Origin of the sequence: Streptomyces sp. cg36, assembly GCF_041080675.1 — a bacterium.
Taxonomy (GTDB): domain Bacteria; phylum Actinomycetota; class Actinomycetes; order Streptomycetales; family Streptomycetaceae; genus Streptomyces.
On sequence record NZ_CP163520.1, the window covers coordinates 1439906 to 1453365 of the forward strand.

A 13460-nucleotide genomic window follows, 5' to 3' on the forward strand; every position below is an offset into this window, starting at 1 on the left:
CCTCAGCGCTGGGGCAGTTCGGGGACGGGCGGGGCGCTCCCGGCGCCCGCGAGCCGGCCCTGGCGGATCCGGACGGCGTTGTCCGGGCCGGAGAGGGCGGCGGTGAACAGACGGGACAGGTCCTCGCCGTGGCTGGTGCAGCCGGTGAACGGGGGGATGGTGATCCGGCCGTCGAGCACTCCGCCGGTCAGGAAGTCGTAGGCGCCGCCGAGCACGGTGTCGACGGGTCGCGCGGTGCGGCAGCGCGGGCCGACGTCCAGGGGCGTGCCGCCCACGCGCACGTCGTGGACGCGCAGGTACTGCCGGTAGGCGACGGTCGTGGTGAAGGTCTGGCCGCGCCGGACGTTCACCACGGTGACCGCCTGCGGCTCGAAGGTGATGCGGGCGCTGGTGGGCTGGAAGCCGAAGACGAGGAAGGTGGATTCGGCGTCGGGGAAGCCGAGCACCCCGACGGAGTCCGACTCGTCGTAGTCGGTGGCCGAGACCGTGCGCCGGCCGAGGTCGAGGTGGAGCAGGCCCGGGGTGCCGCGCGGATCGTTGACGACCATCGCGCTGCCCAGCTTACGGACGGTGGCGTACCCGACGGCCACCACGCACAGCGAGGCCCCCAGGCTGCCCTCGACGGCCCCCGGCGGCGGCTTGGGCAGTCTGCTGCGGTCCAGCTCGCCCGTCGGGCGGTCGGCCGGGCAGACGGGTGCGGCGGCCAGGGGGCGGGGGGCGACCTGGATCGGGGGCGGCGGGGCGGCGCCGTCCTTGGGGACGGGGGCGCCCGGCTCCGCGCCGAGTACGGTCCAACGGGCCAGCAGGGGGCCCGGGTTGCGGGCCGGTGCGCAGCGCACCTCGACGGGGCCGGCCGGGGACGGGGAGGGGGGTGTGCCGGACGCCTCCGGGGCCGGGGCGGTGGACGCCGCCGACGCGCCCGGGGCCGGGCCGGAGGCGGCGGGGGGTGTGGGGCCGGGGGCGGTGGGTGAGCCCGGCGCCGGGGCGGTGGGCGCGGGCGAGCCCGGCGCCGCCCGGAGCAGCAGCGTCAACTCGCCTGCCGTCAGCGTGACTTCGCCGGGTTCGCGCAGGGTCACCGGTGGCACCGGGCCCGCGAAGGACGGCTCCGTTCCCGCGGGCGCGTCGAGGTCGGCCCAGTCCGCCCGGGCCGAGCGGCCGTTCTGGGCGGCCTCGACCGAGAGCCGGGCCGTGCCGGAGACCTCGGTGGCGCCGGGCGGCAGCAGCGCGGCCCGCGCCTGCGGAGTCAACTCCGGCCGTACGGAGAACCGTTCGGTCGCACTCGGCGCACCGGGGCGGCCCTCGCGCGGATACGCTCCGGCGAAGGAGACGGTGACGGGCACGCGCACCGCGCCCGCCGCACAGTCGTAAATGGCCTGAACGCCGGTCTCCCGGTCCCGCGCGGTCGTCCCCGACGCGGGGACGAGACCGAGGAGAAGCGCGAGCGCGACGACCGGTGCGGCGGACAAAGCCGCACCGCGCCGGTCGAATGCACCACTCATGGCTCTTCTCCTGTGAAATAGCGGACCCGCACCGGGAACAGCCGATGACGCCGTGACGTTACGTACGGGTAACCCGGCGCCGCAATACCGCTTCCGCGCGAATCTTCACGTGCTTCGCCGACCGGGAGTTATTTGTCACCGGCGCAACAATTCCGGGTGCTCGCTTTGTCAACGCGGGCAGGGATCGCGGGCGCGCGAAAGTGCGGGGCCTCGCGGTCCGGGGGGACGGATCGCGGGGCCCCGCGGGGAACCGCGGCCCTTGGGGCAGAGGGCCGCGCTCCGGGGAACGGACGTCCGCGGGCTCGCCGTGAGGGGCGGCGAGGGCGTCGGCCCGTGGCACCAGGACGCTACGCGCGGGGAATCCGGCGGCGCAATAAGCGACGGACGAATCCGGCCGCGCCCACCGCCACGCGCACCGACGTTATTGCGCCGCGGTGAACAGCTCCCGAAAATTCGTACATGGGTCAACGTTTTCCGGCCTGTTGCGGGAATCCGATTGCCCGCCCCCGCCCCGGCGGGCATCTTTGTGTGCGCCGGATCGTGAAGTCGTCGCGGTCCGGACTTTTTCTCCGTACGCACGGGTGCCCTTCGGGCGCGGGCTGGTCTATGTTGCAGATGTTGTGCGTTGACGTAGGCCCGGCAGCAGGCCCAGGTGCGTCGCCCACTTGCGCCGAACGTCGAGCCGTACGTCCCGGCCAGTGAAAGGGACAGCGCATGCCGAACGCCCTCCACACCGGGGCCTCCGGAGAGCAGCTCGGACCGATCCCCCGGGAGCTCGCCACGATCATGTGGCCCGAACTCCCGCCGCTGCTGGACGAGATCAAGGCCGAGGTGCTCCGGGTCTATCCGGAGTACGCGGACGTCTTCGCGGGCCCGCACGGCCGGTTCGCGCACGCGGCGATCGAGCAGAGCCTGACCATCTTCGTCGACCAGGTGGTGCGCCCCTCGGTGCCCTCGCCGCTGCGGGACGAGATGTTCCGCACGCTCGGCCGCTACGCCGCGCTCCAGGGCCGCAGCCTGGACACCCTGCGCGGCACGTTCCGGGTCGGCGCCCGGGTCGCGCTGCGGCACACCAAGAAGGTCGGCAAGCGCTACAACCTCTCCCCCGTCTTCATGCTCTCCTTCGCGGACACCCTCTTCGCGTACATGGACCAGCTGGAGGCGCTGGCCAGCGAGGGCTATCTGGACGCCGGGGCCGCCGCCCGGGAGGACCCCGACGAGCTGCGAAGAAAGATCCTGCGGCTGATCGCCTCCGGCAGCGGCACCCCCCGGGCCACCCTGGTCGAACTCGCCGAGCGGGCGGGCTGGCAGCTGCCCGAGGAGGTGAGCCTGGTCGCGCTGAGCACCGGGGCCCGCCCGGCCCGCACCGCGCTCCACGGCGACATGCTGCTCGACCTCGGCGACCCCCAGCCGTATCTGCTGGTGCCGGGCGCCCTGGACACCGGGCGGCGCAAGGCGCTCGTCCGGGCGCTGGGCGGGGCGCGCGCGGCGGCCGGTCCGACCGTGCCGCCCTCGGGCGCGGCCGACTCGCTGCGCTGGGCGCGCCAGGCGCTCGGCCTGGCGCTGGCCGGGATCATCGAGGAGACCCCGGTCGTGCACACCTCCGACCATCTCGTCACCCTGCTGCTGATGTCCGACCCGGCGCTGCTGGAACAGCTCGCCGCCCGGGAGCTCTCCCCGCTCCAGGGCCAGACCGCGACCCGCCGGGAACGGCTGACCGAGACGCTGCGCACCTGGCTGGCCACGCGCGGCACCGCCGCGCAGATCGGCGAGGTGCTGCACATCCACCCGCAGACCGTCCGCTACCGCATGCGCAACCTCGACGCGGCCTTCGGGCGCCGGCTCACCGACCCCGACCACCGGTTCGCGACCGAGATCGTGCTGCGGGCGATGCATCTGCGCGAGCGCGCCGCCGCCCGTCCCGCCGTGCCGCCACCGGCCCGCCCGCGCACCCACGTTAACGCGCCGCGCCCCGCCCGCCCCCGCCCCGGCGCCAACGCTGACCAGCACTGACAACAACGTCCGGAATTCTGCTCACTCCCGGACCAAAAACCGGCCGGGGCGCCCCGGCCGGCTCAGGCTTCGCCGTACAGCCGCGCCACCTCGTCCGCGTACGCGGCGGCCACCGCCTGCCGTTTGATCTTCAGGGACGGGGTGAGCAGTCCGTTCGCCTCGGTGAACTCCCCCGCCACCAGCCGGAACCGGCGGATCGACTCGGCGCGCGAGACGGCCCGGTTGGCGTGGTCGACGGCCCGCTGGACGTACGCGAGGAGATCCGGGTCGGCCACCAGCTCCTCGACCGGGGTGTCCTTCGCCCGGCCGCGCACGCCCAGCCAGTGCGCCAGCGCCTCGGGGTCCAGGGTGATCAGCGCGGCGACGTAGGAGCGGTTGTCGCCGACGACCAGGCACTGGCCGACGGGCGGGCGGCTGCGCAGCCGGTCCTCCAGCAGGCTCGGGGAGACGTTCTTGCCGCCGGAGGTCACCAGGATGTCCTTCTTGCGGCCGGTGATGGCGAGATAGCCGTCGTCGTCGAAGCCGCCGAGGTCACCGGTGGCCAACCAGCCGTCGCTGGCGGGCTGTTGGGGCGGCTTCGGGTCATTCCAGTAGCCGCGGAAGACGATCGGCCCCTTGACGAGGACCTCGCCGTCGTCGGCCGTGCGCACGGCTGTGCCGGGCACCGGCAGGCCCACCGTGCCGGGGCGCGGGGCGAGCGGCGGGGTGAGGACGGCGGCGGCGGTGGTCTCGGTGAGCCCGTAGCCCTCGTACACGACGATGCCGGCGGCGTGGAAGAACAGGTTCAGCTCGCGGTCCAGGGGCGAGCCGCCGCTGAGCGCGTACCGGACCCGGCCGCCGAGCTCCTTGCGGACGCGGCGGTAGACCAGCAGGTCGTACAGGGCGTGCGCGAGCCGCAGCCCGGGGCCGGGACCCGGTCCGGTGCCCCGGGCCCGGGCCAGGGCGGCCTCGGCGTAGCGCACCGCCGTGCGGTCGGCGCGGTCGAAGGAGGCGGCGCGGCCGATGCGTTCGGCGGTGGCCCGGCCGGTGTCGTGGATCTTCTCGAAGAGGTACGGGACGCCGACGAGGAAGGTCGGCCGGAACCGCCGCAGTTCCGGGCGCAGTTCATCGGGCTTGATGCTGGGCCAGTGGCCGAGCTCGATCCGGGCGAGCAGACAGGAGACCTGGAGGACGCGGCCGAGGACGTGGGCGAGCGGCAGGAACAGCAGGGTCGAGGCGGTCCGGCCGGTCAGGGCCTTGAAGACGGGGTGCAGCAGCTCGACCGTGTTGGCGGCCTCGGCGTGCAGGTTGCCGTGGGTGAGGACGCAGCCCTTGGGCATGCCGGTGGTGCCGGAGGTGTAGCAGAGGGTGGCGATCGAGTCGGGGCCGAGCGCGGCCCGCCGCCCGGCGGGCACCTCGTCGGGCACGTCCCGGCCGAGGCGGGTGAGCAGGTCGAGGGCGCCGTCGTCCAGGACCCACACCTGGCGGTCCTCGGCGGCCTTCCCGGCGGTCGTCACGTTCTGCGGGGTCTCGGCGATCAGCACGCGGGCGCCGGAGTCCGCGAGGATCCAGGCGATCTGCTCGGCCGACGCGGTGGGGTAGACGGGGACGGTGACGCCGCCCGCCGCCCAGATGGCGAAGTCGAGGACGGTCCACTCGTAGCGGGTCCGCGACATCAGGGCGACCCGGTCGCCGGGTTCGAGCCCGGCGGCGGTCAACCCCTTGGCCACGTCGGTGACTTCACGGGCGAAGGCGGCGGCGGTGACGGGCAGCCACCGCCCGTCGGTCTTGCGCCGCAGGACCACCGCGTCGGGCGCCTCGGCGGCGTTGACGAACGGGATGTCGGCGACCGCGGCCCCGCCGTCGGACGCGGCCAGCGGCGCGACGCGCACCTCGCGGACCGCCCCGCCCTCGCGCACCAGCTCCACCGGGGCCCGCCCGGCGAGCCCGTCCCACGGCCCGGCCGCCTTCGGATCCTTCCGTACACCCATGCGTGAGCTCCTCTTCGCGACTCGGGGCGGAGTGGTGCGGGGAACTTACCGAGGAGTTAACTTACCGCCGGTTACAGCAAAAGTCCGCCGGAATCCCCGAGCCCGCCGAAGCCCGCCGCCGTCCGCCCCGCCTCATACGACCTGCCGTCACCGCACGGCGATCCTGGGAGGTTTCGACCAGGGCGCACGGATCGCCCACGCCCTTACAGTGCCCAGGGCCAACGGAACACGAGCGTCGGGAGGAACCAGGTGGGGCGGTCGCGCATCGCGCGCTGGGGCCGGTTCGGGGTGCACGTGCTGCGCGGACAGGCACAGGTCGACTTCGTACCGAGTGCGCTGACCGGCGCCGTCTTCTCCGTGGGCCTCTTCGTGGCGGGCTGGCGGTACGGGCTGTACGGACTGCTGGGGACCGCCGTCGGAACGGGCACCGCCCGGCTGCTCGGCGTGGAGCGCGGACGGGTCGCGGCCGGGCTCGAAGGGTTCAACGCCTGTCTGGTCGCGGTCGGCTTCGCGGTCTGCCTGGGCGCCGGGCACCTCTCGACGGCGCTGCTCGCGGCCGGCGGCTGCGCGGTGGTCACGGTGGTCGGCGCCGCCGCCGCCACGGTGCTGGGGACCTGGCGGCTGCCCGCCCTGACCCTGCCGTTCTGCCTCACCGCCAGCGCCATGACGATCGCGGCGCCGGGCTTCCGCGCGGTGTGGCACCACGGCGAGGGGCCCGCCGAACTGGCGCGCGCCGCCGAGGGCCCGGTCGAGCTCGGCCTGTCCGACGTGGTCCACGGCTTCTTCGCCAATGTCGCCCAGATCTTCCTGATGCCGCAGTGGCACGTGGGGCTGATCTTCCTCGCCGGCATCTTCGCGGCCGACCGGCTGGCGGGGGCGATGGCCTGCGCGGGAAGCGCCGTGGGGATCCTCACCGCCTGGGCGCTCGGCGCCCCGGCCGAGCACATCGCCGACGGCACGATGGGCTACAACGCGGTGCTCGTCGCCATCGCCCTGTGCGGGGCGCTGCTGAGCGCCGACCGCTGGAGCCTGGGCTTCGCGGTGGTGGGCGCGGCGGCGGCCACCGTCCTCGGTCCCGCGCTGAGCGCGGTGTTCGCCCCGGCCGGGGGCCACCCGTTCACCTGGCCCTTCGTCCTGACCACCCTGGTCTTCCTGGCCGCCGTACCGGCGCTGCCGCGGCTGCGGCGCCTCGGCGGGCGACCGGCCGCCGAGGCGCCCGCCGAACCCGCCGCCGTCCGGGCGGCGACGCCGGACCCGGGGCCGCACGCCGTCTGACCGGTGGGCGCACGGTCACCCGCCCGGCCTACACGGCATGCGCCCCACCTGCGCCGGTGTGAGGGTGCCAGTGTGACCACAGCCAGCGACACCGCGCCCCCGGCGCCGCCCGCGGCAGCCGCCGCGCCACCGGTGCTGGACGTCCGCCAGCGGAACATCGTCTTCGGCACGATCATGCTCGGGATGCTGCTCGCCGCGCTCGACCAGACCATCGTCGGCACCGCCCTGCCCACCATCGTCTCGGACCTGGGCGGCGCCGCCCACATGTCCTGGGTGGTCACCTCGTACCTGCTGGCGGAGACCGTCGCCACCGCGCTGGTCGGCAAGTTCGGCGACCTGTTCGGCCGCAAGCTGGTCTTCCAGGTGTCCGCCGTCGTCTTCATCACCGGCTCGTTCCTGTGCGGCCTGGCGACCAACATGTCGCTGCTGATCGCCTGGCGCGCGGTGCAGGGCATCGGCGCGGGCGGCCTCATGGTCACCGCGATGGCGCTGATCGCCGATGTGATCCCGCTGCGCGAGCGCGGCAAGTACCAGGGCGCCATCGGCGCGGTGTTCGGTGTCGCCACCGTCATCGGGCCGCTGCTGGGCGGGGTGTTCACGGACCACCTCAGCTGGCGGTGGGCGTTCTACGTCAACGTCCCCATCGCGATCCTGGTGGTCATCGCCGCCGCCCGCACCATCCCCTCCGTCCGCTCGGCCGCCAAGCCCGTCATCGACTACCTCGGCATCGGCCTGGTCGCGGCGGGCGCGAGCGCCCTGATCCTGGCGACCAGCCTGGGGGGCAACGAGTTCGGCTGGTCCTCGCCGACGATCGTGGCGCTCTTCGCCGGCGGTGTGGCGGCCCTCGCCCTGTTCTGCTGGGCCGAGACCCGGGCCGCCGAACCCATGCTGCCGATGCGGCTGTTCCGCAACCCCGTCTTCACCGTCTGCTCGGTGCTCAGCTTCATCGTCGGCTTCGCGATGCTGGGCGCGATGACGTTCCTGCCGACCTACCTACAGTACGTGGACGGCGACTCGGCGACGGTCTCCGGCGTGCGCACCCTGCCGATGGTCATCGGACTGCTCATCGCCTCCGTCTTCAGCGGCAACGTGGTCAGCAAGACCGGCCAGTACCGGCTCTTCCCGATCGCCGGGTCGCTGGTGATGGGCGTGGGGCTGTTCCTGCTCTCACGGATGGGTCCGGGCAGCGGCGCCTGGCTGGAGTCGCTGTACATGTTCGTGCTCGGCCTCGGCATCGGCCTGTCGATGCAGGTCCTGACGATCGCGGTGCAGAACACCGTCGACTACGCGGACCTGGGCACGGCCACCTCCGGCGTGACCTTCTTCCGTACGCTGGGCAGCTCCTTCGGCACGGCCGTCTTCGGCACCATCTACGCCAACACCCTCAAGCCGCACCTCGCCGACGGGGTGGCCGCCGCCGCGAAGGCGAGCGGCGCGGACCCGGCGGCCCTCGGCCGGGCCGCCCAGTCCCCCGAGGGCCTCAAGTCGCTGCCGCGCGCGGCGGCCGGGCCGATCGTCCAGGCATACGCGGACTCGCTGCACACCGTGTTCCTGTGGACCGTGCCGGTGGCCGCCGTCGGGTTCGTCGTCGCGCTCTTCCTCAAGCAGGTGGAGCTGCGCGACACCGCCCGCTCCTCCTCCACCGACATGGGAGAGGGCTTCGCCTCCCCCTCCGCGGGCGACTCGCAGAAGCTCCTGGAGGTGGCCGTCGGCCGGATCGTGCGCGGCGCGGGCATGGACACCGCGCGCCGGATCGTGGCCGACTCGGACACCCGCCTCGATGTGGCGGGCGCCTGGGCGGTGATGCAGGTGGAGCTGTTCACCAGGATGGCCGGCCACGCCAGCCTCGGCCTGGTCGCGGCCCGCCGCCACGTGCCGCCGGAGGTGCTGGTGCCGGTCTTCGACCGGATGGTGGACGAGGGCTTCCTGAGCCGCGAGGCCACCTACTTCACGCTGACGGGAGCCGGGCGCCGCGAGGTGGACGCGATCACCGCGTCCTGGTCCCACTGGCTCAACGAGCAGCTGGAGAAGGACCGGGGGCGCCCGCGCAGCCCGGAGCTGCGGGCCGCCGCCGACACCATCGCCAAGCGGCTGGTCGTCGAGGACCTGGCGAACGGGCTGCCCCCGGCGGGCCGGGAACGGGCGGGCGCGACCGTCTCGTGACCGGCGGCCGGACGACGGTCGGCAAACCGTCGTCCGGCCGACCGGAGTCCGGCCGACCGGTGTCGGGCCGACCGATGTCGGGCCGACCGGCCTCGGACCAACCGGATGCGCACCGGCCGCGCCCGGGGCGTTCAGCCCTGGTGCTCCCCGTGGCCGTCGTGCTCCCCGTGCCCGTCGTGCCCGTCGTGGCCGCCGTGCCCGGCCATGTGGTCGAACTTGAGCGCCTCGGGCGGGGCCACCACGAACGGGCGCATCATGCCCATGTCCTCGTGCTCCAGCAGATGGCAGTGGTACATGAACCGCCCGTACGCCCCGTCGAACCGGCCCATCACCCGCAGCAGTTGCCCGGCCGGGACGCGGAACACGTCCTTGTAGCCCTGCTCGTTGGGCGCGGTCGGGACCGGCCGCGTCGGGTCGAACGCCACCGGGACGCGGGTGCCGCCGAGCTTCTGGTCGAAGCCGTCCACGGTGTACGCGTCCCGGCCCATCACCTGGAAGTCGGCGAGGTGGATGTGCATCGGGTGGGTGGGGCCGCCGAGGTTGAGGAAGCTCCACTGCTCGAAGTCGCCCTCGGCGACGGTGAATCCGAGGCCGTCGTTGAAGGTGCGGGCGGTCCGCCGGTAGGTCTTGACCGCGCCGTCGGCGCCCCGCAGCTGGATCACCCCGTCGGCCGGGGGCCCGGTCTGCCCGTCGGTGACCTCGGCCATCTCCCAGATCTCCGGATGGCCGCCGCCCCCGACGGTGCCGGGCGGAGTGAGCACGACCAGCCGGTGGCCGTGGTGCACCTGCCCGTGCTCGTACCGCCGGAAGGAGCCGGACAGCACCTGCGGCAGGACGAACGCGTCGGGCTCGGCGCACTCGCCCACCCGGAACTCCATGACGTGGGGATAGCGCACGTTGTTCTCCGGGTCCGCCACCCCGGCGGGCCGGGCGGCGCCCTTGTTGACCAGGCGCAGGCTGCGCCCCTCCAGACCGCGCAGGTCGAGGAGCAGGTCCAGGCGCTCGGCCGGGGCGACGGTCAGCGTGGGCAGCGCCGCGTCGAAGTCGATGCCGACCGGGCGGGGCAGCAGTCCGCCGTCGCTGCCGATCTGGTGCAGCACGCCCGGTACCGGGCCGCCGTCCTCGTCGATGAGCACCAGGTCGTAGATGCGCGCGTTGGAGGCGTTGACCAGCCGGAACCGGTACCAGCCGGCCTCGGCGTCCAGATGGGGCCAGATCGCGCCGTTGACGGTGGTGAACGGGCCGGTGAAGGGCGCCGACACCGGGTGGCCCGTCTCGGCGTTCTTGGGGTCGACCACGACGGTCTTGTGCAGCAGCCGCCCGTTGAGGCGGCCGTCCTCGTCGGTGTCGAGGTTGCGGTCGGCGAGGATCAGCGGCAGCTCGCGGTCCCCGCCGGGCAGCCGCAGCGCGTCCTCCTCGTCGTCGCGCACCAGATAGGTGCCGACCAGCCCGGCGTACACGTTGAACCGGGTGATGTTCATGGCGTGGTCGTGGTACCACCACTGCACGGCCTGGTGGTCGTTGGGGTATTCGGAGAGCTGGGCGTCGCCCTCGCCCACCGCGTTGTCGGCCCAGCCGTCGTTGCCGCCGCCGGTCTGCGCGCCGTGCAGGTGGGTCACCGTCCAGGCGGGCAGCGCGGCCACGTCCGGGTTGGCCCCGGCGCCCCCGCGGCCGGGTTCGGTGGTGGCGGGCGGGGTGCCCTGCGGGCGCAGCGGCACCTCGACGGAGGTGACGGGGTACTCACTGCCGCGCGGCACCCGGTTGGTCCAGGCGATCCGGATGCGGTCGCCGCGCCGGACCTCGATGGTGGGGCCGGGCACGGTGCCGTCGTAGCCCCACATCAGGGTGGGCGGCAGTTGGCTGTGCAGGCGCACCCAGGCCGGGCGCACCGCGATCTCGGTCTCCCGCCGCACATCGGCGGCGGCGGGCCTGAGCACCGCGGGGACGGGCAACGGGTCGGCGTACGGGACGAGTTCGTCCCCCGCCACCGCGCCCGCGGGGCCGGCGTCGTCCTGGGTGATCTCGTCCGTTACGAAGTCAGACATGCGATTTCCCCCTGATCCCGGTCCAAACGGACCGCTTTCACAGGAAAGGACGCCAGGAGCCGCGTCCCGGTTCAGTCCGTGAACACCGCGTCCACGTACACCCAGGCCCCCTCGTGCCGCGCGAAACGGCTCTGCTCGTGCAGGGAGTCCTCGGTGCCGCCGTGGGTGTAGTGGGCGCGGAAGGTGACCGTGCCGGTCGTGTGGAAGGCGCTGCCGTCGGCGGTGTCGAGTATCTCCAGCCGGGTCCAGCGGGTGGCGGGGTCCAGGCCGAGGTGGCCGGGCCGGTGGTCGGGGTGCCAGGTGCGCAGCAGATACGGCTCGTCGCCGACCGCGAACGCGCTGAAGCGGGAGCGCATCAGCGCCTCGGCGGTGGGTGCGGCGGCCCGGCCCGAGTGGTAGCGCCCGCAGCACTCGGCGTAGGACGCGGGCAGCCCACAGGGGCAGTCCGCGGGAGTGGTGGGGCGGGCGGGGCGGGAGGTGCGTCGAGCCATGTCCCCCATCTGACCACACGCCCCGATCCGGCGCGCAGCGGCCCGGCGCGGCCGTCACCCGGACCCCGCCCGTGTCTTCCTCCCGCGCGGCCACGACCGTATGCTCCTGCGCCGACGTGACCGTTACCACCGGTAATAGGGGGCTCCATGGAGCGTACGGGCAGCACGAGACGCACGTTCGTCGCCGGAACGGCGGTGGCCGGGGCGGCGACCGCGCTCGGGCTCGAAGCGGCACCACTGGCCGCGGCGGCGACCGCCGCCCCGGCCGCGGCCGGGGCGGGACAGTCGGTCGCGGTGTTCGGCGGCGGGGTCGCGGGCCTGACCGCCGCGCACGAGCTGGCCGAACGCGGCTTCCGCGTCACGCTCTACGAGCGCCGGGCGCTCGGCGGCAAGGCGCGCAGCATGGACGTGCCGGACAGCGCCCGGGGCGGACGCGGCCCGCTCCCGGCCGAGCACGGCTTCCGGTTCATCCCCGGCATCTACCACAACCTGCCGGACACCCTGCGGCGCATCCCCTTCCCGGGCAACGCCAACGGCGTCTGGGACAACCTGGTGGCGCCCAAGGAGATGATGTTCGCCCGGACCGGCTACGAGGACCTGCGCCTGCCGCTGCCGCTCTCCGGCACCCCGCAGCCGCTCACCCTGGACGCGCTGCGGCGCGCCCTGACCGGGCTGCTCGGCACCTTCCAGCGGCTGCCCGCCCGCGAGGCCCTCTACTTCGCGGACCGCTTCGTCACCTTCCTGACCAGCTGCGACGAGCGCCGCGACGAGCAGTGGGAGGCCACGCCCTGGTGGACCTTCACCCGGGCCGGGCAGATGTCGTACGAGTACCAGCGCATCCTCGCCGTCGGCGTCACCCGCAACATCGTGGCGACCAAGGCGGAGGAGGCCAGCACCCGCACGGTGGGCTCGCTCCTGGAGGCGTTCGTCTTCAACGCGCTGGGCCGGGGCGCCGACGGCCCCCTCGACCGCATCCTCAACGCCCCCACCAACGAGGCGTGGATCGACCCCTGGGTGGCGCGGCTGCGCGCCCTCGGCGTGGAGTTCCGCGTCGGCCCGGCGCTGCGGGAGTTCACGTACGCGGGCGGGAAGGTGACCGGGGCGGTGGTCGAGGACCCGGCCGGGGTGCGCACCACGGCCGTCGCCGACCACTACGTCTGCGCGCTCCCGGTCGAGCACGCGCGGCCCACCTGGAGCGCGGCCATGCGCGCCGCCGACCCGCAGCTGGCCCGCTGCGACCGGCTGCGGACGGACTGGATGACGGGCATCCAGTTCTATCTGACCGAGCGGCCCGACGGTGTGCACGGCCACTTCGACTGCATCGACTCGCCCTGGTCGCTCACCGCCATCGCCCAGGCCGAGCACTGGCCGCACCACGACTTCCGGGCCGACTTCGGCGACGGCACGGTGGCCGACTGCCTCTCGGTGGACATCTCCGAGTGGGACAAGCCCGGGATGCTGTACGGGAAGACGGCCAAGCAGTGCACCCGCGAGGAGGTCGCGCGCGAGGTGTGGGCGCAGCTGAAGGCAGCCGTCAACGACACCGGCAAGCAGGTGCTCAGCGACGGCGGACTGCACTCGTGGTTCCTGGACCCGGGCGTCTTGGGCATCGGCACCCCGGACCCGAGGAACGAGGACGAACTGCTCATCCACCCGGTGGGCACCTTCCACAACCGCCCCTCGGCGGCCACCCGGATCCCCAACTTCTATCTGGCCGGGGACTACGTGGCGGTCCCGATCGACCTGGCGACGATGGAGGGCGCCAACACCTCGGGCCGGCTGGCCGCCAACGCCCTGCTGGAGCGGACCGGTTCGCCCGCCCCGCGCTGCTCGGTGACCCCGCTCTACAGCGCCCCGGAGCTGGATCTGCTCAAGCGCGACGACCGCTTCCGCCACCGTCTGGGGCTGCCCAACGTGTTCGACGTGGGCTGAGGGCCGGGGCCCCGCACGACTCGGCCGCCGCCCCGGCCCCGAGGGGGCTGCGGGCGGCGGCCGTCCGGTGGA

The 13460-nt window shown here is 74.0% G+C and carries 8 protein-coding genes; 4 read left to right on the plus strand and 4 right to left on the minus strand.

The window, feature by feature from the left end:
- Nucleotides 1–2: 2 nt before the first annotated feature.
- Entirely contained in the window at nt 3–1499 is a 1497-nt protein-coding gene (locus AB5J87_RS06410) for a DUF6801 domain-containing protein (RefSeq protein WP_369374907.1), read from the minus strand.
- A 714-nt stretch (nt 1500–2213) separates the two neighbouring features.
- Between AB5J87_RS06410 and AB5J87_RS06415 the strand changes: the two genes are divergently transcribed.
- Nucleotides 2214–3512, plus strand: coding sequence for a helix-turn-helix domain-containing protein (locus AB5J87_RS06415; RefSeq protein WP_369374909.1), 1299 nt, complete (start codon nt 2214–2216; stop codon nt 3510–3512).
- A 62-nt stretch (nt 3513–3574) separates the two neighbouring features.
- Here AB5J87_RS06415 and AB5J87_RS06420 read toward each other — a convergent pair whose 3' ends face one another.
- Nucleotides 3575–5482 (minus strand): long-chain fatty acid--CoA ligase, encoded by a 1908-nt coding sequence (locus AB5J87_RS06420; RefSeq protein ID WP_369374911.1) that lies wholly within the window; start codon nt 5480–5482, stop codon nt 3575–3577.
- Between the two features lie 249 nt (nt 5483–5731).
- Here AB5J87_RS06420 and AB5J87_RS06425 point away from each other — a divergent pair, with 249 nt between their 5' ends.
- Nucleotides 5732–6757 (plus strand): urea transporter, encoded by a 1026-nt coding sequence (locus AB5J87_RS06425; protein WP_369374913.1) that lies wholly within the window; start codon nt 5732–5734, stop codon nt 6755–6757.
- Between the two features lie 72 nt (nt 6758–6829).
- Nucleotides 6830–8920 carry a DHA2 family efflux MFS transporter permease subunit gene (locus AB5J87_RS06430; RefSeq protein WP_369374915.1) on the plus strand — a complete coding sequence of 697 codons (2091 nt, stop codon included), beginning with the start codon at nt 6830–6832 and terminating at the stop codon, nt 8918–8920.
- Between the two features lie 131 nt (nt 8921–9051).
- Here the strand turns inward: AB5J87_RS06430 and phsA are convergent, their stop codons facing one another.
- Entirely contained in the window at nt 9052–10965 is a 1914-nt protein-coding gene (phsA, locus tag AB5J87_RS06435) for an O-aminophenol oxidase PhsA (RefSeq protein ID WP_369374917.1), read from the minus strand.
- Nucleotides 10966–11036: 71 nt separating this feature from the next.
- A complete protein-coding gene (locus AB5J87_RS06440; RefSeq protein WP_369374919.1) occupies nt 11037–11456 on the minus strand; it encodes a YchJ family protein in 420 nt (139 codons plus the stop codon).
- Nucleotides 11457–11603: 147 nt separating this feature from the next.
- Between AB5J87_RS06440 and AB5J87_RS06445 the strand changes: the two genes are divergently transcribed.
- Nucleotides 11604–13388, plus strand: a complete 1785-nt coding sequence (locus tag AB5J87_RS06445) for an FAD-dependent oxidoreductase (protein ID WP_369374921.1) — start codon at nt 11604–11606, stop codon at nt 13386–13388.
- The last annotated feature ends 72 nt before the right edge of the window (nt 13389–13460 follow it).

Coding starts and splice junctions, on each gene's coding strand:
- AB5J87_RS06410 (WP_369374907.1), bottom strand. CDS start 1,499: ATGAGTGGTGCATTCGACCGGCGCGGTGCGGCTTTGTCCGCCGCACCG.
- AB5J87_RS06415 (WP_369374909.1), top strand. CDS start 2,214: ATGCCGAACGCCCTCCACACCGGGGCCTCCGGAGAGCAGCTCGGACCG.
- AB5J87_RS06420 (WP_369374911.1), bottom strand. CDS start 5,482: ATGGGTGTACGGAAGGATCCGAAGGCGGCCGGGCCGTGGGACGGGCTC.
- phsA (WP_369374917.1), bottom strand. CDS start 10,965: ATGTCTGACTTCGTAACGGACGAGATCACCCAGGACGACGCCGGCCCC.
- AB5J87_RS06440 (WP_369374919.1), bottom strand. CDS start 11,456: ATGGCTCGACGCACCTCCCGCCCCGCCCGCCCCACCACTCCCGCGGAC.
- AB5J87_RS06445 (WP_369374921.1), top strand. CDS start 11,604: ATGGAGCGTACGGGCAGCACGAGACGCACGTTCGTCGCCGGAACGGCG.